Below are 21540 nucleotides of genomic sequence, written 5' to 3'. Positions count from 1 at the left end.
TTTTTAATAGTCACGACATAGTATGCTGTTTACAATCTGCTAATAATATAACCAACTAAACATGAAATTCAAGCTAGTCATTCTCTTTAGTCTCCTTTTCCAAATTGTTAGTGCGCAACCAGATTCATTGTTTATAAAAGCTAAAAAAAGCAAGGTATCTGGCCCTCAGTGGACTCAAAAAAATAAAGCGTCAGTTGATATTAATGAAGTGGCGTTTGTAAACTGGAATGCTGGTGGTAGTAATTCAATTTCTGGACTTTTAGGTCTAAAATCTTCAGCTAATTATAAAGATAAATACTTTTCTTGGAAAAACAATGTTGTTGCCCGTTATGGTATTAACAAGCAACAAGATAGAGAGACTCGAAAAACGGATGATTTATTTGAGATAAACTCCAATTTGGGTTATAAAAATGATGAATTAGCCCATTGGTTTTTTTCGGCCCGACTTAATTTTAGAACCCAATTTGCCAAGGGTTTTAAATATCCAAATACAGAAAATCCAATTTCACGATTTATGGCACCTGGCTATTTGTTTTTTGGGGGCGGCATGGAATATGGTAAACACATTGACGAACTTTCATTTTATTTTTCACCTTTAACCTTAAAAGCTACTTTTGTTTTAGACGAGGATTTAGCCAATGCAGGATCATTTGGTGTTACTCCTGCGGTATTAGACGCAGAAGGGAATGTGCTCGTTTCTGGAGAACAAATAAGAAAAGAAGTTGGTATATTAGTTACTAACAGCTATGAAATGGAAATGGCTGAAAACATTGTTCTTAAAAATCAGTTGAGTCTTTACACCGATTATCTTAACAACTTCGGAAACGTTGATGTCGATTGGCGATTGGATTTTGATTTTATTGTGAATAATTATGTCAGAGCTACTTTGGGGTCACATATCCGTTATGATGATGATGTGAAAACTTCAAGGCCGTCTGATGTTGAAGGAGAGTTGGACGAAGCTGGTGCGAGAGTACAATGGAAACAATTTTTGGGCGTTGGTTTTGCTGTTGATTTTTAAAAAACCGCTATTATATTTATTTAAAAAACTTGTTAACTTTTTGCTGTTGATAAATTATTAAATAATTGAAAATCAGTATTTTAGATGTTTTTGCTTGTAAACTTTATGATTTTTATCATGTTTTAAGTTGAAAATTTTTAGTTTATTTATGGTTTGTTATACAATCTATCCATGAACTAAAAACCGAAAGTCAACTTATGAAAGCAAACCTCACCAAAACCGTACCTAAAACTTACACTCAAGACGAGGCCTTTAATGCCACCTTAAAATACTTCAAAAATGATGATTTAGCAGCTCGCGTGTGGTTAAATAAATATGCCTTAAAAGATTCAAAAGGTAATATTTATGAGCTTACTCCTAACGATATGCATCGCAGAATAGCAAAGGAAATTGCTAGAGTGGAAGCTAAATATGAAAACTCTATAAATGAAGACGACATCTTTAACTTAATTAAAGATTTTAAATATATCGTCCCTCAAGGAAGCCCAATGGCAGGTATAGGCAATCCGTTTCAAATAGGCTCATTATCAAATTGTTTTGTGATTGGTAACTCTGGAGAATCTGATTCTTATGGAGGTATTATGAAAATTGATCAAGAGCAAGTGCAACTTATGAAACGTCGTGGTGGTGTTGGTCATGATTTATCACATATTCGTCCTAAAGGTTCTGGAGTTAAAAATTCGGCATTAACATCTACAGGACTTGTACCCTTTATGGAGCGTTATTCAAATTCTACAAGAGAAGTGGCACAAGACGGTAGGCGAGGAGCGCTTATGTTATCGGTATCTATCAATCATCCAGATTCTGAAGATTTTATCAATGCTAAGTTGGAGCAAGGCAAAGTTACAGGTGCAAATGTGTCAGTTAGAATTGATGATGAATTTATGAAAGCCGTTAAAAACGAGACGCAGTACACTCAGAAATACCCTGTTTTTAGTTCAACCCCTAAAGTATCAAAATCTATTGAAGCCAATGCGCTTTGGAAAAAAATAGTACATAATGCGTGGAAATCAGCAGAGCCAGGAATTTTATTCTGGGATACTATTATTAAAGAATCCATTCCAGATTGTTATGCCGATTTAGGGTATAAAACGGTATCAACCAACCCTTGTGGCGAAATCCCTTTATGTCCGTATGATTCTTGTAGATTACTAGCTATAAATTTGTTTTCTTATGTCGAAGATCCTTTTACGGAAAAGGCTTCATTCAATTTCGAATTATTTAAAAAACATGTGGCATACGCACAACGCATTATGGATGATATTATCGATTTAGAGCTTGAAAAAATCGATACTATTTTACGAAAAATTGATGCAGATCCAGAATTAGATGAGGTTAAAGCAACCGAGCGTAACTTATGGGTGAATATAAAGAGCAAAGCAGAAGAAGGTCGTAGAACTGGTGTTGGCATTACCGCAGAAGGCGATATGTTGGCAGCTTTAGGTATTCGGTACGGAAGCGAAAAAGGAAATGCGTTTTCTTTAAAAGTTCATAAAACCATTGCTATTGAAGCTTACAGGGCATCGGTACACTTAGCAAAAGAACGTGGTGCATTTTCAATTTTTGATGCCAACCGTGAAAAAGATAATCCGTTTATACAACGCTTAAAAGAAGCAGATAGTAAATTGTATTATGAAATGCTGGAATATGGTAGACGAAATATTGCTTTGTTAACAATTGCCCCTACAGGAACCACCAGTTTAATGACGCAAACTACTTCGGGGATTGAGCCTGTATTTATGCCCGTTTATAAGCGTAGAAGAAAAGTAAACCCAAACGATAAGAACGGACGAGTAGATTTTGTTGATGAAGTTGGGGATTCTTGGGAAGAATACGTGGTGTTTCATCATCGATTTAAACAATGGATGGAAGTAAATGGCATTGATGCTTCTAAAAACTTTTCGCAAAGTGAGTTAGATGAGTTGATTAAAAAATCACCATACCATAAAGCGACCTCAAACGATGTGGATTGGTTAAGTAAAGTGAGTATGCAAGGTGCTATACAAAAATGGGTGGACCATTCCATAAGTGTTACCATTAATTTGCCAAATGATGTGACAGAAGACTTAGTTGGCGATTTATATTTAAAAGCATGGGAAGTTGGTTGTAAAGGGGTTACGGTTTATAGAGATGGCTCGCGTTCAGGCGTTTTAATTTCAAATGAAGAAAAGAAAGAAGAAACAGATAATAAGTTAACGGCATTCCCTATAAAACGTCCTCAAGTTTTAAAGGCGGATGTAGTTCGTTTTCAGAATAATAAAGAAAAATGGATTGCTTTTATTGGTTTGATAGATGATAAAGCTTATGAGGTATTCACTGGTCTTGCGGATGATGAAGATGGTATTTTAATTCCGCGTTGGGTTAACGAAGGTTTAATTATTAAAAATAGAAATGACGATGGCACATCGCGTTACGATTTTCAGTATAAAAATAAAAGAGGGTATAAAACCACTATTGAAGGCTTATCGCATAAATTCAATCCTGAATTTTGGAACTACGCAAAACTCATATCCAGTACGCTTAGACACGGCATGCCAATAGATAAAATTGTCGATTTAATAAACAGTTTACAATTAGATAGCGAATCTATTAATACATGGAAAAATGGTGTAGTTCGAGCATTAAAACGTTATGTGGAAGATGGAACTCAAGCTAAAGGACAACAATGCGATAATTGTAAATCTGAACATTTAATATATCAAGAAGGGTGTTTGACCTGTAAAGATTGTGGATCTTCTAAATGCGGATAGTCGTTAAATTTTAGTTATAAACAGGAAGTCGGTTGGCTTCCTTTTTTAATCTAAAGCACCAAAGCTTAAATATTTATAATCCTCAAGTTCCGTCAGGTTATTAATGCGTTTTGTATGACCGTCCTTAATAAGGTAAATGGCGTCTGAAACATTCACAATATGACGATACATATGGTCCGTTATAATGATTGCTTTATGTTCTTTTTCTTCGGAAATTAAAGTTTTTATTTTTTCAATATACAAAGGCGCTAAATGAGAAAAAGGTTCATCCAATAAAATAATTTTTCTGTCACTTTTTAAAATGATATAAGTTTCCATTAAACGTTGCTCCCCACCTGAAAGTAGATTGAATCTTGTGTCTTTTGTTGCTTTGAAAGTGTCAAAATCAATAATAAAACTATCCCAAGATACTTTGAACAATATGAAAGCATTTTTAATGCGCATGCGGTTTGGGATAAAATGATACTGAGGTAGGTAGCTAATTAATTGAGTTTGATATAAGGGTTTTAAAATGGGTTTATTATCAAGACGGACTAATTTGTATTTAGATTTTAGGTTTCCAAAAATAATTTGAAGTAAGCAGCTTTTTCCACTTCCATTACTACCCAAAATTCCTGTAATTTTTCCAGTTTCGGCTTTTAAATAGACGCTATTTAAAATGCAGTTGTTATTGAAATATAGTTCAACATTATCTATTTCTAATGTCACCTAAATGCTTTGAGAATTAAAAGGAAAGGTACACTTAAAAACAGATCAATTAAAAAGAGTAGCGAAAATAATTTGAAAGTAGAAACACCTAAATTTTTATAGAACAACAGTTTCCGTTTAGATGCGGTTTGGTTTATAAAATACCATAGGAAGATAACGAGTAATAGTTTTACTAGTAGTATCGGTATCGTATTGTATTGCATGAATGACAGCAAAATATTAATACCGAAAGACCACATAATAAAAGGTCTATAAAACAAAAAGACAGAAAATAATCGTTGCATAATACTTTTTATAACGAGCAATAGTCGAGAATATTTTTTAGAACCGTTGATTACTAATCAATCTTACTGTTAAAAATTGATAATTTATCGTATTTTTGAGTCCCAATTAAAAAAGGCAGATGTTAGAGAAATTACAGATAATAAAGCAGCGTTTTGATGAGGTTAGTGATTTAATAATTCAACCAGATATTATTACTGACCAAAAGCGTTACGTGCAGCTTAACAAAGAATACAAAGATTTAAAACTGCTTATCGATAAGCGCGAAGAATATATAGAACTCACCGATAATATTACTGAGGCCGAAGAAATTATTGCAGATGGTAGCGATCCAGAAATGGTAGATATGGCTAAAATGCAATATGATGAAGCCAAAGACCGCATCCCGAAATTAGAAGATGAGATCCGTTTTCTTTTAATTCCCAGAGATCCAGAAGACACTAAAAATGCGGTGGTAGAATTACGTGCAGGAACTGGTGGTGATGAAGCGAGTATTTTTGCAGGCGATTTATTTAGAATGTACACCAAATACTGTGAAGGCAGAGGTTGGAAATTGGATACTGTCGATTTTAGCGAAGGCACCAATGGTGGTTTTAAAGAAATACAGTTTGAAGTGACCGGAAATGATGTTTATGGGACATTAAAATTTGAAGCTGGAGTACACCGCGTACAGCGCGTACCCCAGACCGAAACTCAAGGTCGTGTTCATACCAGTGCAGCAACGGTTATGGTGTTTCCAGAAGCAGAGGAATTTGATGTAGAAATAAACCCTAAAGATGTTCGAATTGATTTTTTCTGTTCTTCAGGTCCAGGAGGACAATCGGTAAACACCACATATTCTGCGGTGCGATTAACCCATATTCCAACAGGATTGGTAGCGCAATGTCAAGATCAAAAATCGCAACACAAGAACAAGGAAAAAGCCTTTAAAGTATTGCGATCACGTTTGTACGATATGGAGTTGGCTAAAAAGAATGAAGAAGATGCTGCAAAGCGTGGCAGTATGGTATCATCGGGTGATAGAAGTGCAAAAATTAGAACCTATAACTACTCTCAAGGCCGTGTCACAGACCATAGAATAGGATTAACACTTTACGATTTATCGAATATTGTAAATGGCGATATTCAAAAAATAATTGATGAATTACAATTGGCTGAAAACACAGAAAAGTTGAAAGCTAGTGATGAAGTGATTTAACTCCAATCTGAGGCTTTTTCGAATGGAAAGACACGCTGCCGGAAATGAACCTTTTTAGAGCTTGGTTGAATTTAGCATCGGAATAATAAGAAAAACAAAAGAGTAATCCCATAACAATTTCCTCCTTAGGAGGATTAAGGAGGCATGACAACAACCCAACTTATAGATCAAATTAAAAAAAAGAAATCCTTTCTTTGTATTGGTTTAGATGTAGATTTAAGAAAAATTCCATCACATCTTCTTAAGAAAGAAGATCCAATTTTCGAATTCAATAAGGTCATTATTGACGCCACTCATCATTTGTGTGTAGCCTATAAACCCAATACGGCCTTTTACGAAGCCTATGGTTTAAAAGGTTGGAAAGCACTAGAAAAGACCATCAATTATTTAAATAAAAACCATCCTGAAATTTTCACTATTGCCGATGCTAAACGTGGTGATATTGGTAACACCAGTGCCATGTACGCTGAAGCATTTTTCAATGATTTGGGCTTTGATTCGGTTACCGTTGCCCCATATATGGGAAAAGATTCGGTGGAGCCTTTTTTGACTTTTAAAAATAAGCATACTATTATGTTGGCCTTAACTTCGAACGAAGGGGCTTTCGATTTTCAAACAAAAACGGTCGAAGGAAAATCACTTTACAAACATGTTTTGGAAATTTCAAAATCATGGACAAATTCTGAAAATTTGATGTATGTAGTAGGCGCTACAAAAGCAGAATACTTTACAGACATTAGAAAAATTGTGCCAAATAGCTTTTTATTGGTACCTGGTGTTGGTGCCCAGGGTGGAAACTTACAAGACGTTTGTAAATTTGGAATGAGCGAAAATATTGGTTTGCTTATTAATTCTTCAAGGGGCATAATTTATGCTTCTAATAAGGACAATTTCGCTGAGGCCGCACGCCTAAAAGCTGAGGAACTTCAGCAAGAAATGGAACTGATTTTGAGTAACCAGTCGCAGTAACCAGTTTCAGGTGACCCCGAATAAAACTGATTACTGCGACTGTGAACGAGTAATATGAGAGACCAACTAAACAGAACCCTCCATTTAAAGGAAATCCCAAAACGTATTGTTTCTTTAGTACCCAGTCAAACCGAATTACTTTGCGATTTAGGATTGGAATCTGCTCTAGTTGGGGTCACTAAATTCTGTGTACATCCTCATCATATAAGAACCTATGCAACCGTGGTTGGTGGCACGAAGCAAATTCATTTAGAAAAAATTAAAGCCTTACACCCAGATATTATTCTTTGCAATAAAGAGGAAAATACAAAAGCTATTGTAGACATGTGCCAAGACATTTGTCCAATTCACGTTTCCGATATTTATTCTGTAGAAGACAGTTTAGAACTTATAAAAATGTATGGCAAAATTTTCAATAAAGCACATGTAGCACATTCAATTATCAAAAGAATCAATAGTGAAAAGGATGTATTTGAAAATGAAGCCAAAGTATATTCTAATTTTAAAACCGTTTATTTTATTTGGAAAAACCCATGGATGGTGGCGGGAAGTAATACATACATAGATTACATGATGCATTTAAACAAATTTGAAAATGTGTTTAAAAATTTAGAGCGCTACCCAGAAATTAATTTCAGTAAGCCTGAAATTAATAAAGGTGTTGAACTGGTATTGCTCTCTAGCGAACCTTATCCATTCAAAATGAAGCATCAAATGGAGTTGCAGGAAGTTTATCCCAATGCTAAAATAGTATTAGTAGATGGAGAAATGTTTTCTTGGTACGGTTCAAGACTTATTAAAGCCTTTCCGTATTTTAAGACGTTAGGTTCAAGCCTTCATCATAGTCAACCTTAGTGGCGTCATCAACGAAATTCAAAATAATGGTTTCTAATTCTTTTAAGCTAATTAATTTATTCAAATTAGGCTTGATTTTTCCAACTTTACAAAAATGAGTACTCATAACATGTTTTAAGTAAAGTACGTGGTTTTGTGCGTTTTAGATGTGACGAAAAGGTTAAAGAAATATTAAATTAAGCAGAAACCTGTTGACTTTCTCTTGACAAATACTTAAGGCGGTTTAATTTATTAAGAAGTTTGATGGCTTTGTATTCCGAAATATCACTCAGTGCGGAATCAGTTTGTCGAAAATTGTAAGCCTTTTCTATTAAAATTTTATAGCGCTCCTTTAATTTTGTTTGATTGTCCTTGATGCGATCTATGCGGTTCATAATAAGGTGGTTATATTTATAAAGATAGTGGATTTATTTTTATTACAATGTACTGTATTCAGTTTTTATGGTGCTTAATTGAGATGTTGTCTTAAGATATTGTTAAGGATTCAATTTTTAAAAATTTAAATCATAAATTTAAGAGTCCGTCAAAGTATCGAATTCTATGAAAATATTTTTTTATTTATTAATCATCACCCTATTTCCAAGTAGCGGTAACACACAAAACAAACCCTGTAATTGCTGTACCGAAAAGCATACAGAATTTGACTTTTGGTTAGGAAATTGGACCGTAACTAATCCTGATAGTACTTTGGCAGGGACAAATAAAATTGTAAAAATTCAGGATAATTGCATACTACAGGAGAACTGGACAAGTGCCAAAGGAAAGTATACAGGAACGAGTAACAGCTTTTTCAATTTTAAAACGAAGCAATGGGAACAGATTTGGATTGATAATCAAGGCGGAAGTTTGCATCTAAAAGGGAATAGGAAAGGGAACCAGATGATTTTGAAAACAGATGAGGCTATGAATAAAGACCAAAAGCCTTTTATTCATCGTGTAACGTGGACCTTAAATGAAGACGGATCTGTACGGCAATATTGGGAAACTATAACCAGCGGCAATGAAATTACAGTAGCTTTTGATGGCTTGTATAAAAAAACCAAATGAGTTGTCATTTGGTTTTTAATAATTATAAAGGTTTAGTTAAGATCTATCCTGTAAAGCAAAAACACGCCTCAATAAATCTGTGGTTCGTGAAGAGATTTTTGTTCTAATTTCTTTTTCTTCAATACCAATCATGGTAAAAACGCCTTTGAGCGCTTCATCGGTAACATAATCTGTTAAATCTGGATTCACATTTGATGTGAATGGAATGGCATTATATCTGTTAATCAAGTTGCTCCAAATCTCATCTGCACCAACTTTACTAAATGAGTTTTTAATAACAGGATTAAATTTATTGTACAGCGCGGTTTGCGTTTTAGAGGTTAGATATTGGGTAGCCGCCGTATCGCTTCCCAGTAAAATATGCTTTGCATCTGCAAATGTAATGCCTTTGACAGCATCAATAAAAATAGGCGTTGCCTCTTTAACGGCATCTTCAGCAGCTCTGTTAAGTACTTTTAAGCCTTCATCTGCTAGACTACTTAAACCAATATCCCTTAGGGCTTTATCCACTTTTTGAAGCTCTTGAGGTAATAGAATTTTAACCAGTTCATTTTTATAAAATCCATCAGTTTGGGTCAGTTTTGTAACTTGTTTGTCAATACCAAAGTCTAAGGCTTGTCTCAATCCCGAGGCAATTTCGGTATTTCCTATGCCACCTTGAGGCAGTTGGCTAACCACTTCTTGTAATTCTGCACAAGCAGTTACATTGATTACCAATAGGAGTATTAAAAATTTTCGTATCATGATTTTGGGTTTTTTTGTCAATATAAGAAAGATATATTTTATAGGTTACACCTAATAAAATATTAATGATAAAATCTGAATTAGAGTATGGTGATTATGAAAATATAACCGTCTTGTTATTATAGACCATCACCTTTCTGTTGGCATGAAGTTTCACTGCATTGGCTAGCACAATTTTTTCTAAATCACGCCCTTTTGCTATTAAATCATGAATGGAATGCGCATGTGTCACTCGTGTAACATCTTGTTCTATAATCGGACCAGCATCAAGTTCTTCCGTGACATAATGACTTGTGGCACCAATAATTTTAACGCCACGCTTAAAGGCAGAATGATACGGTTTCGCACCTACAAAAGCCGGTAAAAAAGAATGATGGATATTAATGATTTTATTTGGGTATTTATCAATCAAACGTTCAGAAATAATCTGCATATAGCGTGCCAGCACAATAAAATCAATATCAAATTTTTCCAATAAGTCAAGTTGTTTCTTTTCAGCCAGAGCTTTGGTGTCTTTGGTTACCGGAATATGATAAAAAGGAATGTTAAACGCCTCAGCAATGGGTTTTAGATCATCGTGATTACTAATAATAAAAGGAATCTCTAAATTCAGTTCGCCAGAGTTATACCTTCCCAATAAATCATACAGACAATGGTCGTATTTAGAAACAAACACCGCCATTTTAGGCTTTTTTTCAGAAGAATACATGCGCCATTTCATATTAAAAGTATTGGCCAAGGTTTCTTTAAAGGTAATTTTAAATTGCTCTATAGCAAAAGTATCTGGAAATTCACTTTCCAATCGCATAAAAAAGATGTTCTGTTCTCTATCTACATGTTGATCTATATAAACGATGTTTCCGTTATTGTTCGAAATGAAGTTGGTCACGGAGGCAATGATGTTAGATTGGTCCTTGCAGTGAATTAAAATGGTGATAGTATTCATTTGATTTTAAGCGCTTCTTGAGGCTAAATTTAGTCTAAAATTATATAGCTGCTTTTTCATTTTTATAATTTTAGATAATCATCTGTAAATGCTATATTTTTTTGAATATTTCGTAAATTGCAGCACTAAAAATTAAGATTCATTACGAATGAAACAAGCAACTCCATATCATCCAAAACATAAAGTTCGCATAGTAACGGCAGCATCTCTTTTTGATGGCCATGATGCCTCTATTAATATAATGCGTAGAATCATCCAATCCACAGGGGTCGAAGTCATTCATTTGGGCCACGATAGGAGTGTTGAAGAAGTGGTGAATACAGCTATTCAAGAAGATGTTAATGCGATTTGTTTAACCTCATACCAAGGTGGACATAATGAGTATTTTAAATATATGTATGACCTTTTAAAGAAAAAAGGCGCAGAACATATCAAGATTTTTGGCGGCGGCGGCGGTGTTATATTACCATTAGAGATTAAGGAATTAATGGATTATGGGATTTCCCGTATTTATTCTCCAGATGACGGACGAGAGATGGGATTGCAAGGGATGATTAATGATTTAGTAGAAAAAGCCTCCCCCAACCCCTCCAAAGGAGGGGAACAAAAAAATTCTGTCAATCACAATACAGATGCGTCTTGGTTAATAAGTTTGGGGAGTAAAAAGGTCTTTGAAAATTTGAAGAAAAAAGATGTAAAAACGATTGCTAGATTAATTTCACTTGCTGAAAACAATCATGAAGATTTTGAAAAAGTATTTTCCCAGAAGAGTTCCTCCCCTTCGGGGAGGCTAGGTGGGGCTGTTTTAGGAATTACGGGTACAGGTGGAGCTGGTAAATCAAGTTTGGTTGATGAATTGGTGAGACGTTTTTTAATAGATTTTCCAGAAAAGACCGTAGGACTGGTGTCTGTAGATCCTTCTAAACGCAAAACGGGCGGTGCCCTTTTAGGGGATAGAATTAGAATGAATTCCATCAACAATTCGCGCGTGTATATGCGTAGTTTGGCGACACGTCAATCTAATTTGGCATTATCTAAATATGTTCATGAAGCTGTTGAGGTTTTAAAGGCCGCAGAATATGATCTCATCATTTTGGAAACATCAGGAATCGGACAATCAGACACCGAGATTATAGAACATAGTGACGTCTCTTTATATGTAATGACGCCAGAGTTTGGTGCAGCGACGCAGTTAGAAAAAATTGATATGTTGGATTTTGCCGATTTAGTGGCCATTAATAAATTTGACAAACGCGGGTCATTAGATGCACTTCGTGACGTTAAAAAACAGTACATGCGGAACAATAATCTTTGGGATATTCCTCAAGATGAGTTGCCAGTTTATGGAACCATCGCTTCACAATTTAATGACCCAGGGATGAATACGCTTTACAAAGCGGTGATGGATAAGTTGGTTGATAAGACGGAAACTGATTTAAAATCAACCTTTACTATTTCTGATGAAATGAGCGAGAAAATTTTCGTCATTCCACCAGCAAGAACGCGGTATTTATCTGAAATTGCAGAAAGCAATCGGGCCTATGATAAAAAGTCAGATGAACAAGTTGAAGTCGCTCAACGATTGTATGGCATTTATAAAACTATAGAATCTGTCCTTAATATCCTTTCGAGCGAATCAAAGCAAACGCTTCTTGATAAGCACGGATTGAATAGTGATGCCATTCTTAAACAATCCCTAAACCTTTCGGAACAGAATGAGAATAATGATTTTGTAAAACTTCTTATAGGAGAATTTGATCGTATAAAATTGAATTTAGATCCCTATAACTGGGAAATAATTACAGGTTGGACTGAAAAAGTGAACAAATACAAGAACCCAATCTATTCATTTAACGTTCGAGATAAAGAGATAAAAATTGAAACGCATACCGAGTCTTTATCACATTTACAAATTCCTAAAGTGGCTTTACCAAAATACCAAGCTTGGGGAGATATTTTAAAATGGTGTTTGCAAGAAAATGTCCCGGGTGAATTTCCCTTTGCCTCTGGTTTGTATCCCTTTAAAAGAACTGGAGAAGACCCTGCAAGGATGTTTGCTGGCGAAGGTGGACCAGAACGTACAAATAGACGGTTTCATTATGTGAGCGCTGGTCTCCCTGCTAAGCGTTTGTCTACGGCGTTTGATAGTGTGACCCTGTATGGCAACGATCCGGATTATCGGCCTGATATTTATGGTAAAATCGGAAATGCTGGAGTGTCTATTTGTTGTTTGGACGATGCTAAAAAGTTATATTCTGGCTTTAATTTGGCAGATGTAATGACTTCGGTAAGTATGACCATTAATGGCCCTGCACCTATGTTGTTAGGCTTTTTTATGAATGCAGCCATCGATCAGCAATGTGAGTTGTACATCAAAGAGAATGGCTTAGAGAATGAAGTCGAGGAAAAAATCACAGCCTTTTATAAAGGCAAAGAACGTCCAAGTTATAATGGCGAACTCCCTGAGTCCAATAATGGGTTAGGATTAATGCTTCTAGGTATTACAGGCGATCGCGTGCTTCCAAAAGTGGTGTACGAGGATATCAAAATCAAAACCATTGCACAGGTTCGTGGAACGGTACAAGCCGATATTTTAAAAGAAGATCAAGCACAAAATACCTGTATTTTTTCTACGGAATTTGCCTTGCGGTTAATGGGCGATGTGCAGGAATATTTTATTAAAAATAATGTGCGAAACTTTTATTCGGTTTCCATTTCTGGCTATCATATTGCAGAAGCCGGTGCCAACCCCATAACGCAATTGGCTCTAACCTTATCTAACGGATTTACCTATGTGGAGTACTATTTAAGTAGAGGTATGGACATAAATAAATTCGGGCCTAATTTATCTTTTTTCTTTTCCAATGGTGTCGATCCAGAATATGCGGTCATTGGTAGAGTCGCCCGTAAAATTTGGGCAAAAGCGATGAAGCATAAATATGCAGCGAATGATAGAGCCCAAATGCTCAAATATCATATTCAAACTTCGGGTAGGAGTTTGCATGCTCAAGAAATTGATTTTAATGATATTCGTACTACGCTTCAGGCATTATATGCTATTTATGACAACTGTAATTCCTTGCATACCAATGCGTACGATGAAGCTATTACAACGCCAACCGAAGAATCTGTACGTCGTGCCATGGCCATTCAGCTTATTATTAATAAGGAATTGGGCTTAGCCAAAAACGAAAACCCGATCCAAGGTTCTTTCATTATTGAAGAATTAACAGATCTTGTTGAAGAAGCAGTGCTTTTGGAATTTGACAGAATTACAGAGCGTGGTGGCGTTTTAGGTGCTATGGAAACCATGTACCAACGTTCGAAAATTCAAGAAGAAAGCTTGTATTATGAAACCTTGAAACACAATGGCGAATTCCCGATTATTGGGGTGAACACCTTTTTGAGTTCTAAAGGCTCACCAACGGTCATTCCAAAAGAGGTTATTCGGGCCACTGAAGAAGAGAAGGAGTTTCAAATTAAAACCTTAGAGCAACTTCATCAAGCGCATGATACCAAAGATCTTTTAAAGGAACTTCAGCAGAAAGCGATTCATAACGAAAATATTTTTGAAGCTCTGATGGAGGTTTGTAAAGTCTGCTCTTTAGGGGAAATTACACATGCTCTTTTTGAAGTAGGAGGGCAGTATCGCAGAAATATGTAATTTTAAATGATTATTTATCGCGCAACCATTTTGTATTTATGGCATCTCAAAAATAGATAAGGTTTGAAATATTTTAAATGAAGACTGTTTTACTATTTGTTGTGGTTTTAATGTTTGTCAGTTGTTCTAATGACGATAGCAATCCAAAAAAAGATGTGTCATTAATTGGATCGTGGAAACTTATTGAACAATTAACAGATCCAGGCGACGGAAGCGGTGTTTTTACAAGTGTTAACACGTAGTAGAACCATTCATTTTTTTGATGATGGTAGTGTAAAATCTAACGGTAGTTTATGTTTTATGACTGCAGATGTTGGCGAAACCCATACTGGTATATACACCGAGATGCCCAACGATTTTAGTGATGGTGAAATTACTTCGGAAAAATGTGGTTTGAATGAAACGAAGGTCTATTATGATCTCGACGGAAATCATTTAATTCTTTGGTATCCATGTATAGAAGGTTGCGCACAAAAATTTACTAAGAAATAAGTTGCTATTATAGGGTTAACATCCAACTGCGCTGAAGTTTTCTAAACTTCTTTAATTCACTTCTTAAAATGGGTAAAAAATCTTTCCCATTGCTGTTAGATTTTTCTAATCGATAAGAGTTACTATATAATTTATTGGTAAGCCTTTTTAATGAAGCAATATGGTAATGTTTTCTTTCTGAATAACGCTCCAACTCCGCACTAACAATTTCTGGTAAGAGAGAAACCGATTGTTGTACAATATCACCAGAAAAATAGATGTCTACATCTTCTGAACCATCCGAATTCAAATGGGACAAATCATGATTGAGATATCTAGAAATGTTTTGCGATAAAGCAAAAATTTCTATGGCCTTTTTATAAATAGGCATCTCAAACAAATGTGATGGGATGTTAGCTGACATGATTCAAAAGCAATTTTATCAAAATTAGTCACAAGAAATGAGATACAACTTTAGGTTTTAAAGTAAATATGTATATTTACTTTAAATTTTAATTAATTATAGTTAAATTTCTTTTGATGAATATAGATACGCTCAATTGGAAGATTTTAAAGTGTTTACAGGAAAACGCAAGACTATCCTCTGCGGAAATTGGCAGAAGGGTTGGGGTTAGTTCTCCAGCGGTTTCCGAACGTATAAAAAAGATGGAAGACCTTGGCATTATAGAAGGCTACAAAACTATGGTTTCTCCACTAGAAGTTGGTTATCAACTTAAGGCAATTATTACGCTACGGGCATTTATGGGTAAATTAAAACCATTTTTAGAAAAGGTTAAAACCTATAATGAGGTACTGAATTGTTACCGTATCACGGGTGATGAAAATATAGTGATGGAAGTGGTTTTAAAAAATCAGAAGCACTTGGAAGCCTTTATTGATCAACTCATAATTTATGGTGAAACAAAGACCCAAATTGTGCTTTCTGATGTTGTAAAATTAAATGAAATTAAAGCCATTCAATAAATACTATTTAATCAATTTGCCAAGGTGGGTTTTTTCTGTTTTTCCCAGCGTGAAATAAAATTATGTGATTACCATCAGGATCTTGTAAATGGGCTTCGCGCCATAACCAATCCATATTTATTGGCAATTGTAAAAATATAATTCCTTTTTCAAGTAGCTGAGATACCCATTCATCTAAGTTATCATCTTCAAAATAAATAGTAATTCTATTTCCTTTTGGTAATTCCTTAACTTGATGAATAGAAAAAGTAGCATCACCATCAGGACACTCAAACCTAACATATTTTGGGGCTGAATCTACAATAAGACGCAATCCTAATATTTTATAAAATGCAGCTGCTTTTTCAACATCCAAAGAAGAAATAGTTATTTGGTTTAAATTCATAATAATTTCTTTCGATTTAAATATTGACTTAAAAAAAACAGCAAAAACACGCAAACTCCTGCCAACAATGTAACGATATACCACGTGTTATCAAAACCTAATTGGTCTACCATGCGCATACCGGCATTGTGCCCAAAAATATGGGCCATTGAAAAGGCAATAGAATAGAGTGCCATGTATTCGCCTTGATTTCCTTTTTTAGCGCGATCCATAGCAAATGCGTTTGAAAACGGAAAAGCAATCATTTCACCAAATGTCATTAGTAACATCCCAATGACTAAAACCCCAATCCATGAGCTCAGGTTTAAAATAAGAAAGCTCAGCCCCGTAAGAATGGCTCCAAAAAGCATAAGTCCCGATTTCGTAAATGTGGTATTTTCAAGCCATTTAATCAATGGCATTTCAAATACAAAAATGATAAAACCATTCATCCCTAACAGCAAACCTATATCTAACTCCGTTAAATAGTGAACATCCTTATAATACAAAGGCATCGTTGAAAAGTATTGTAAAAACACCACTCCAAAAAGAACCATGGCTACTAAAAATATTAAGAATGCCTTATCATGATAAGCAGATTTTGGGTGTTCTGTCTTGACATCGTCCAAGGTTTTTGTAGTCTTCGGATTTAAAACATAGGTAAGTACTAACGTCGCGATGACACATGTAATGCCATCCACCCAAAATAAACCAGCATACCCAAGTGTTGTGATTATTATACCGCCAATTGCAGGTCCTGCAGAAAAGCCTAAATTTATAGCAAGTCTTATTAAGGTGACTGAACGTGTTTTATTTTCTGGTTTGCTGTAAGCGCTTAATGCTACAAACATCGCCGGACGAAACATATCTGCAACCAACATTACTAAAAAAATGCCTAATGAAAACGCCACAAATGAGGTGAGAAACTGTAAGGCAACAAATAATATACCTGTGCAAAACAAGCTAAAAACCATGACTTTATAATAACCAATTTTATCAGTAAGTTTACCACCTAACCATGAGCCAACCACAGAGCCTAATCCAAACGCACTCATAATCCAACCAACATCGGCTAGAGAAAAGTTAAGGCTTTTGGTTAAGTATAAAGACAAGAAAGGGATGACCATAGTGCCCGCTCTATTAATTAATGTGATGAGCGCAAGCCACCAAACTTCTTTTGAGAGCCCTTTAAAGGTGTTCAGGTAATTGGTGAATAATGTTTTCATGTGTATTTCTAAATCATATGGGAGGTTTAAATAATTGGATTGAGGACAAAAAAAGTCCGACGTTGCGGTCGGACTTTTATATATTGTAAAAATGTATCTTTTAGCATCACAATAAATAACACGTCCCTCGGCTTCGGTTTGAAGAAGTCCACTGCTTTCTATAAATTGTGATGTTATGGTACATGTTTGTTTTTTGCTTTGTCAAATCTATATAAAATATTGATAAGTTGTACTTTTGAATTAAAAAATATTATGAAATATTTGATGATCTTGTTTTTAGGTATGGTTTCTTTAGCGAGCTGTTCGCAAGATAAGCGACCTGTAAAGGGTAATACTGATTTTCAAAGAACTATTAATGCCGAGTTTAAAGATGTCACTACATCACCATTAAAAGAGAAGGACAGAAAATCTTTTGAAGGCCTAGACTTTTTTAAATTTGATTCTTCCTATGTAGTGCAAGCGATTCTTAAAAGAACTCCAGATTCACCATGGTTTAATATGAAAACCACTACAGATAGATTATCTAAAGAACGTGTGTATGGCATACTATCGTTTACATTAAAAGGAAACGCATATCAACTCAATATCTATCAAGGTGAAGATTTGATGGAAAAAGAAGGCTATGAAGATTATCTATTTTTGCCTTTTTCAGATGAAACAAATGGGTTGGAAACTTACGGCGGTGGAAGATATATAGATACCAAAATACCCGAAAGTGATACTATCATTATTGATTTTAATACCGCTTATAATCCATATTGCGCTTATAATGAGACATATTCTTGTCCTATTGTACCCCGAGAAAATTATTTAAAAACTAGAATTGAGGCTGGCGTTAAGGTTTTTAAGAAGAATTGATTAAAGGAATTTGCTATACAAATTCGCACGGTATCATTAATAATAAACAGACCATGTTAAAAAGGCCATGGTTGTAATTAATAATATGAATAGTAGAGGTATTATAAACTTTAACCATTTATCAAAGCCAATTTTAACAATAGCCAATGCTGCTAAAATTAAGGCTGTAGGATTAATTAAGTAGAACAGACCCATTCCATATTGATACGTGTCAACAATAACTTCCCTGCCTATATTTACAGTATCTGCCAAGGGTGACATAATTGGCATGGTCAAGACGGCCATTCCAGATGATGATGGCATGAAAAAAGACAAGCCTCCATAAATAAAGAGCATAACATTTGCAAATACGCCTTTGTTCATACCTTGGGTTACCGTGCTGGCATGATATAGAATGGTATCGCTAATAAGCCCATCTTCCATAAGAATAGTTACCCCTCTTGCAATACCAACTATAAATGCGACACCCAATAATTCGGCAGCACCTTTGGCAAAAGTTTCTACAAAAATGCTTTCTTTTATTCTAGCGATAACCCCAATAATAATGGCACCAACAAGAAACGTTGTAGTCATTTCTACAAACCACCAATCCAAAAATGATACACCCACAATCATAATAACGAAACATAAAGAGAATACAGTAATAATCAGTCTCAATCTAGGCGTGAATTTTGTTGTTGTATTCATGGTATTTAATCCAAATAAGATTTCTAATTCTTCTTTTTGATCAGAAATAAGTGACTTTGCAGGATCTGCTTTGACGCGTTTTGCATAATACAGAATATATAGAATGGTAATAACAAGGCACAAAACAAACATAATTACACGATTAGTGAGACCAGTTGTCCAGTTTATTCCAGCGGCATCTGAAGCAATAATTGTAGAAAATGGATTTACAGTAGAGCACATGGTTCCGATCCCTGAACCTAGAAAAATACAGGCAAGTCCTACCATAGCATCATATTTAGCAGCAAGAAAAACGGGGATTAAAATAGGATAGAAGGCCATGGTTTCTTCAGCGAGACCAAATGTGGTTCCGCCAGCGGCAATAAGTATCGTTACGACTATGATTAGGAAATATTCTCTGCCTTTAAGTACTTTTGCCATCCACGAAATTCCAGCATCAAAAGCACCTGTGAGATTCATGATACCTATTAGGCCTCCGATAATCAGAATTAAAAAAATAATATCAGCCGCCGCAATGATTCCTTTTATTGGCGATTGTGCTAAATCTGCTAATCCTTGTGGTTTTGATTCCAGTTTGTTATACGTATTGGGAATGCTAATGGGCTTATAAATATCCCCATTCGTGAATTTCTCTATTGGAATTTTTATGCTGAGATGCTCTAAGGTTTCCTGAATGGCTGGTAACTCAACAGTTTTTCCCAAGCTTGTTTTGATAAATGTATCACTTGTGGCATTATAGGCAAGACTATCATACTTTCCTGCAGGGACGAACCATGTTAACAGCGTGACCAATATGGCAATTAGAATCAGAATGGTTTGGGCAGTCGGGAACTTTAGTTTTTTCATCAATAATTTTGTTGTGAACGATATCCTGTCGAAGGTAACTCCTTTAAATATCAATCAGTTAAAATTTCTTTCCAAAAAAAGATCTGCCTATTTTTCTAAAAAACGCATTTTTATTTTACTAAATACATTCCAAAAAAAACGGCTAGAAATCCAATGATGAAGCTAGCAATAGTATATAATGCAAAACTTGTAAAATCCCCTGATTTTAAAAACACATGATTTTCATAAGCAAAAGCTGAAAACGTGGTAAAACCACCGCAGAAACCAGTTGCAAGTAGTAAGGTATGATTTTGGGTGAGTGCATTATTCTTAGCAGCCATACCTAAAATAATACCTATCAATAGACTTCCTAGAATATTAGCGGCAAAGGTACCATAAGGGATACCTGTTTGAGAATTATTAAGATATTTGCCAATAATATAGCGTAAAATGCTTCCAAAACCACCACCAAAAAAAACCAATAAAATATTTTTCATGTGTTTATATGTATTGTTTTTTATTGGTCACATGCGACATCCATTTAGTCATTTCACTTGGGTATCAAGTTTTAGTTATGGATGTTTCATGTTTTATTTAACAGCAATGTAGATTTCTGTAATCCAATTTGCAGGGTTTGGTGTCTCTTTCGGGTTGGTACCATATATTTCCAGCATGGGGCCATTATCTGCAAATTCAAAGCCATTTGCAGGAATGTAAGCCATGGCTTTGTCCCAGGCTTCCTTTAAATTACTATAATCGCCTTTTAAAGTGGTTTTAATGGCTTTAAATGGGAGCAGTTGACCTGTTAATATATTGCTATCTGTGGTAATCACTTTTTCTGTAGTGGGCACACAGCTCGAAAAGATGACTGCATTATTAGTGTCATCCCATTTTAGATAATTTACAAAAGGAGCGCCAGCCATAGTAATATTATTATCCATGGCATATTTCGTGACCTGAGGTAACATCTCTTGCATTTTAGTTTCAAGCTCATTTATCTTACAGGACGTGGTGTTGTATAAGTAGTAGCCACCACTGTGATTGGTGAGTCCGTTTACCGTCACGCTGTACTGTTGCATGTCTTTTACAACTATATCTTCCAGTTTTTCTAAGTTGCGTTCATAATGCGGACCAACTTCGGCTTCCATTCCACCAGAAAAGGCTGTAAAAGCTTTAAACATAAAAGGTAAATCGTTACCACTCATCGTGCAGGTAACATCTGTAGTGCGATCTTTATTGGGTTCAAATTCCCAAACCACATCTGATGCTGGCATGTCGTCAAATTTCATAACTTGTGTTATGGAAGTGTGAGGATTGGCGCTAACGGTTTTCATAGTACCAGTGCTATTACCATCAATCCAAGAATATGACCCACCTACACCACTTGTTTTTTCATCTAATGTTATCTTGATATCGGGGTTGTCTTCAATCCAAGACGACCAAGATTCCCAGGTCTTAAAATCAATCACCTTATTATAAACAACAGCAGCAGGAGCTTTTATTGTTCGCGTTCTACTCACTCTAAAATCATTGGGTTGCACCGCAATGTAAATGGCTGTTCCTATTATAGCGATTAATAGTAAGAATAAAATGTATTTAAAAAGCTTCATGTTGGTTGTTTAAAAAATGGTTAATCAAAGATAAACATTTTTCAATTCTCATTAATAAATTGTTACATTTGTTACTAGAAAATTAAGGATTTAATATTGAACACATCTTGACTTTTTCTGTTTCCTAAAAAACGGCTAAAATTCGCTCATATTTCGTTACTTTTTTTATTCGTAGCGATGCTATGCCTTTCAAAAAGTATCTCATCTGTACAAATTTTATCTCGTTTTCGGTTAAAAACAAAAAGTCAAGATGAGTTCATTGATTATCTTCTAATAAAATCTTTATAATAATTTAAATCACATTAATCATATTTTTTTAAGAATAATTTAA

21 protein-coding genes are annotated in these 21540 nt (G+C 35.0%); 11 read left to right on the top strand and 10 right to left on the bottom strand.

Annotated features, from left to right (window positions below; genetic code table 11):
* The first annotated feature begins 61 nt into the window (after positions 1–61).
* Positions 62–1021 carry a DUF3078 domain-containing protein gene (locus FAF07_RS01705; RefSeq protein WP_142783475.1) on the top strand — a complete coding sequence of 320 codons (960 nt, stop codon included), beginning with the start codon at positions 62–64 and terminating at the stop codon, positions 1019–1021.
* 197 nt (positions 1022–1218) lie between these two features.
* Positions 1219–3771, top strand: coding sequence for an adenosylcobalamin-dependent ribonucleoside-diphosphate reductase (locus FAF07_RS01700; RefSeq protein ID WP_142783474.1), 2553 nt, complete (start codon positions 1219–1221; stop codon positions 3769–3771).
* Between the two features lie 45 nt (positions 3772–3816).
* Here the strand turns inward: FAF07_RS01700 and FAF07_RS01695 are convergent, their stop codons facing one another.
* Positions 3817–4479, bottom strand: a complete 663-nt coding sequence (locus tag FAF07_RS01695; RefSeq protein WP_142783473.1) for an ATP-binding cassette domain-containing protein — start codon at positions 4477–4479, stop codon at positions 3817–3819.
* Between the two features lie 403 nt (positions 4480–4882).
* Here FAF07_RS01695 and prfA point away from each other — a divergent pair, with 403 nt between their 5' ends.
* From prfA to FAF07_RS01680, 3 genes are all read left to right on the top strand, one after another.
* Positions 4883–5959 carry a peptide chain release factor 1 gene (gene prfA / locus FAF07_RS01690; protein WP_142783472.1) on the top strand — a complete coding sequence of 359 codons (1077 nt, stop codon included), beginning with the start codon at positions 4883–4885 and terminating at the stop codon, positions 5957–5959.
* 144 nt (positions 5960–6103) lie between these two features.
* Positions 6104–6928 (top strand): orotidine-5'-phosphate decarboxylase, encoded by an 825-nt coding sequence (gene pyrF, locus FAF07_RS01685; protein WP_142783471.1) that lies wholly within the window; start codon positions 6104–6106, stop codon positions 6926–6928.
* 54 nt (positions 6929–6982) lie between these two features.
* Positions 6983–7783 carry an ABC transporter substrate-binding protein gene (locus tag FAF07_RS01680; protein ID WP_142783470.1) on the top strand — a complete coding sequence of 267 codons (801 nt, stop codon included), beginning with the start codon at positions 6983–6985 and terminating at the stop codon, positions 7781–7783.
* Positions 7784–7959: 176 nt separating this feature from the next.
* Here the strand turns inward: FAF07_RS01680 and FAF07_RS01675 are convergent, their stop codons facing one another.
* Positions 7960–8157 carry a Lacal_2735 family protein gene (locus FAF07_RS01675; RefSeq protein ID WP_142783469.1) on the bottom strand — a complete coding sequence of 66 codons (198 nt, stop codon included), beginning with the start codon at positions 8155–8157 and terminating at the stop codon, positions 7960–7962.
* A gap of 166 nt (positions 8158–8323) precedes the next feature.
* Between FAF07_RS01675 and FAF07_RS01670 the strand changes: the two genes are divergently transcribed.
* Positions 8324–8830 (top strand): hypothetical protein, encoded by a 507-nt coding sequence (locus FAF07_RS01670; RefSeq protein ID WP_142783468.1) that lies wholly within the window; start codon positions 8324–8326, stop codon positions 8828–8830.
* A gap of 36 nt (positions 8831–8866) precedes the next feature.
* On the opposite strand, the gene FAF07_RS01665 is transcribed toward FAF07_RS01670, so the two are convergent.
* On the bottom strand, positions 8867–9574 hold the full coding sequence (locus FAF07_RS01665; RefSeq protein ID WP_142783467.1) for a DUF4197 domain-containing protein: 708 nt from the start codon (positions 9572–9574) through the stop codon (positions 8867–8869).
* Between the two features lie 94 nt (positions 9575–9668).
* Positions 9669–10520 (bottom strand): formyltetrahydrofolate deformylase, encoded by an 852-nt coding sequence (gene purU / locus FAF07_RS01660; protein WP_142783466.1) that lies wholly within the window; start codon positions 10518–10520, stop codon positions 9669–9671.
* A 148-nt stretch (positions 10521–10668) separates the two neighbouring features.
* On the opposite strand from purU, the gene FAF07_RS01655 reads away from it, so the two are divergent.
* The 3 genes from FAF07_RS01655 (at position 10669) to FAF07_RS01650 (ending at position 14676) form a co-directional block, all read left to right on the top strand.
* Positions 10669–14184: a methylmalonyl-CoA mutase family protein gene (locus tag FAF07_RS01655; RefSeq protein ID WP_142783465.1), complete on the top strand. Its 3516-nt coding sequence runs from the start codon at positions 10669–10671 to the stop codon at positions 14182–14184.
* Positions 14185–14261: 77 nt separating this feature from the next.
* Entirely contained in the window at positions 14262–14426 is a 165-nt protein-coding gene (locus tag FAF07_RS18445; protein WP_185956498.1) for a hypothetical protein, read from the top strand.
* Entirely contained in the window at positions 14413–14676 is a 264-nt protein-coding gene (locus FAF07_RS01650) for a hypothetical protein (RefSeq protein WP_142783464.1), read from the top strand. Before FAF07_RS18445 ends, FAF07_RS01650 begins: the two co-directional genes overlap by 14 nt.
* Before the next feature lie 7 nt (positions 14677–14683).
* On the opposite strand, the gene FAF07_RS01645 is transcribed toward FAF07_RS01650, so the two are convergent.
* A complete protein-coding gene (locus FAF07_RS01645) occupies positions 14684–15079 on the bottom strand; it encodes a hypothetical protein (RefSeq protein WP_142783463.1) in 396 nt (131 codons plus the stop codon).
* Between the two features lie 116 nt (positions 15080–15195).
* Between FAF07_RS01645 and FAF07_RS01640 the strand changes: the two genes are divergently transcribed.
* Positions 15196–15639 (top strand): Lrp/AsnC family transcriptional regulator, encoded by a 444-nt coding sequence (locus tag FAF07_RS01640; protein ID WP_142783462.1) that lies wholly within the window; start codon positions 15196–15198, stop codon positions 15637–15639.
* A 7-nt stretch (positions 15640–15646) separates the two neighbouring features.
* Here the strand turns inward: FAF07_RS01640 and FAF07_RS01635 are convergent, their stop codons facing one another.
* Together FAF07_RS01635 and FAF07_RS01630 are read right to left on the bottom strand one after the other, a co-directional pair.
* The gene (locus FAF07_RS01635) at positions 15647–16024 is read right to left on the bottom strand and encodes a VOC family protein (RefSeq protein ID WP_142783461.1); all 378 of its coding nucleotides are present in this window, start codon (positions 16022–16024) and stop codon (positions 15647–15649) included.
* A complete protein-coding gene (locus FAF07_RS01630; protein WP_142783460.1) occupies positions 16021–17229 on the bottom strand; it encodes an MDR family MFS transporter in 1209 nt (402 codons plus the stop codon). Before FAF07_RS01630 ends, FAF07_RS01635 begins: the two co-directional genes overlap by 4 nt.
* A gap of 252 nt (positions 17230–17481) precedes the next feature.
* Here FAF07_RS01630 and FAF07_RS01625 point away from each other — a divergent pair, with 252 nt between their 5' ends.
* Positions 17482–18087 carry a DUF1684 domain-containing protein gene (locus FAF07_RS01625; protein WP_142783459.1) on the top strand — a complete coding sequence of 202 codons (606 nt, stop codon included), beginning with the start codon at positions 17482–17484 and terminating at the stop codon, positions 18085–18087.
* Positions 18088–18123: 36 nt separating this feature from the next.
* Here FAF07_RS01625 and FAF07_RS01620 read toward each other — a convergent pair whose 3' ends face one another.
* The 3 genes from FAF07_RS01620 to FAF07_RS01610 form a co-directional block, all read right to left on the bottom strand.
* On the bottom strand, positions 18124–19620 hold the full coding sequence (locus tag FAF07_RS01620; RefSeq protein WP_142783458.1) for a YfcC family protein: 1497 nt from the start codon (positions 19618–19620) through the stop codon (positions 18124–18126).
* A gap of 110 nt (positions 19621–19730) precedes the next feature.
* The gene (gene crcB, locus FAF07_RS01615) at positions 19731–20096 is read right to left on the bottom strand and encodes a fluoride efflux transporter CrcB (protein ID WP_142783457.1); all 366 of its coding nucleotides are present in this window, start codon (positions 20094–20096) and stop codon (positions 19731–19733) included.
* 93 nt (positions 20097–20189) lie between these two features.
* The gene (locus tag FAF07_RS01610) at positions 20190–21209 is read right to left on the bottom strand and encodes an SRPBCC family protein (RefSeq protein WP_142783456.1); all 1020 of its coding nucleotides are present in this window, start codon (positions 21207–21209) and stop codon (positions 20190–20192) included.
* Positions 21210–21540: the final 331 nt, after the last annotated feature.

The organism is Changchengzhania lutea, assembly GCF_006974145.1.
Classification (GTDB): Bacteria; Bacteroidota; Bacteroidia; order Flavobacteriales; family Flavobacteriaceae; genus Changchengzhania; species Changchengzhania lutea.
Note: the sequence above shows the minus strand (reverse complement) of the source record. Positions and strands in the feature narration are given on the sequence as shown.

Bases quoted from the DNA above. Each gene is read 5' to 3' on its own strand.
- FAF07_RS01705 (WP_142783475.1), top strand. From the start codon at position 62: ATGAAATTCAAGCTAGTCATTCTCTTTAGTCTCCTTTTCCAAATTGTT.
- FAF07_RS01700 (WP_142783474.1), top strand. From the start codon at position 1,219: ATGAAAGCAAACCTCACCAAAACCGTACCTAAAACTTACACTCAAGAC.
- prfA (WP_142783472.1), top strand. From the start codon at position 4,883: ATGTTAGAGAAATTACAGATAATAAAGCAGCGTTTTGATGAGGTTAGT.
- pyrF (WP_142783471.1), top strand. From the start codon at position 6,104: ATGACAACAACCCAACTTATAGATCAAATTAAAAAAAAGAAATCCTTT.
- FAF07_RS01680 (WP_142783470.1), top strand. From the start codon at position 6,983: ATGAGAGACCAACTAAACAGAACCCTCCATTTAAAGGAAATCCCAAAA.
- FAF07_RS01675 (WP_142783469.1), bottom strand. From the start codon at position 8,157: ATGAACCGCATAGATCGCATCAAGGACAATCAAACAAAATTAAAGGAG.
- FAF07_RS01670 (WP_142783468.1), top strand. From the start codon at position 8,324: ATGAAAATATTTTTTTATTTATTAATCATCACCCTATTTCCAAGTAGC.
- FAF07_RS01665 (WP_142783467.1), bottom strand. From the start codon at position 9,574: ATGATACGAAAATTTTTAATACTCCTATTGGTAATCAATGTAACTGCT.
- purU (WP_142783466.1), bottom strand. From the start codon at position 10,520: ATGAATACTATCACCATTTTAATTCACTGCAAGGACCAATCTAACATC.
- FAF07_RS01655 (WP_142783465.1), top strand. From the start codon at position 10,669: ATGAAACAAGCAACTCCATATCATCCAAAACATAAAGTTCGCATAGTA.
- FAF07_RS18445 (WP_185956498.1), top strand. From the start codon at position 14,262: ATGAAGACTGTTTTACTATTTGTTGTGGTTTTAATGTTTGTCAGTTGT.
- FAF07_RS01645 (WP_142783463.1), bottom strand. From the start codon at position 15,079: ATGTCAGCTAACATCCCATCACATTTGTTTGAGATGCCTATTTATAAA.
- FAF07_RS01640 (WP_142783462.1), top strand. From the start codon at position 15,196: ATGAATATAGATACGCTCAATTGGAAGATTTTAAAGTGTTTACAGGAA.
- FAF07_RS01635 (WP_142783461.1), bottom strand. From the start codon at position 16,024: ATGAATTTAAACCAAATAACTATTTCTTCTTTGGATGTTGAAAAAGCA.
- FAF07_RS01630 (WP_142783460.1), bottom strand. From the start codon at position 17,229: ATGAAAACATTATTCACCAATTACCTGAACACCTTTAAAGGGCTCTCA.
- FAF07_RS01625 (WP_142783459.1), top strand. From the start codon at position 17,482: ATGAAATATTTGATGATCTTGTTTTTAGGTATGGTTTCTTTAGCGAGC.
- FAF07_RS01620 (WP_142783458.1), bottom strand. From the start codon at position 19,620: ATGAAAAAACTAAAGTTCCCGACTGCCCAAACCATTCTGATTCTAATT.
- crcB (WP_142783457.1), bottom strand. From the start codon at position 20,096: ATGAAAAATATTTTATTGGTTTTTTTTGGTGGTGGTTTTGGAAGCATT.
- FAF07_RS01610 (WP_142783456.1), bottom strand. From the start codon at position 21,209: ATGAAGCTTTTTAAATACATTTTATTCTTACTATTAATCGCTATAATA.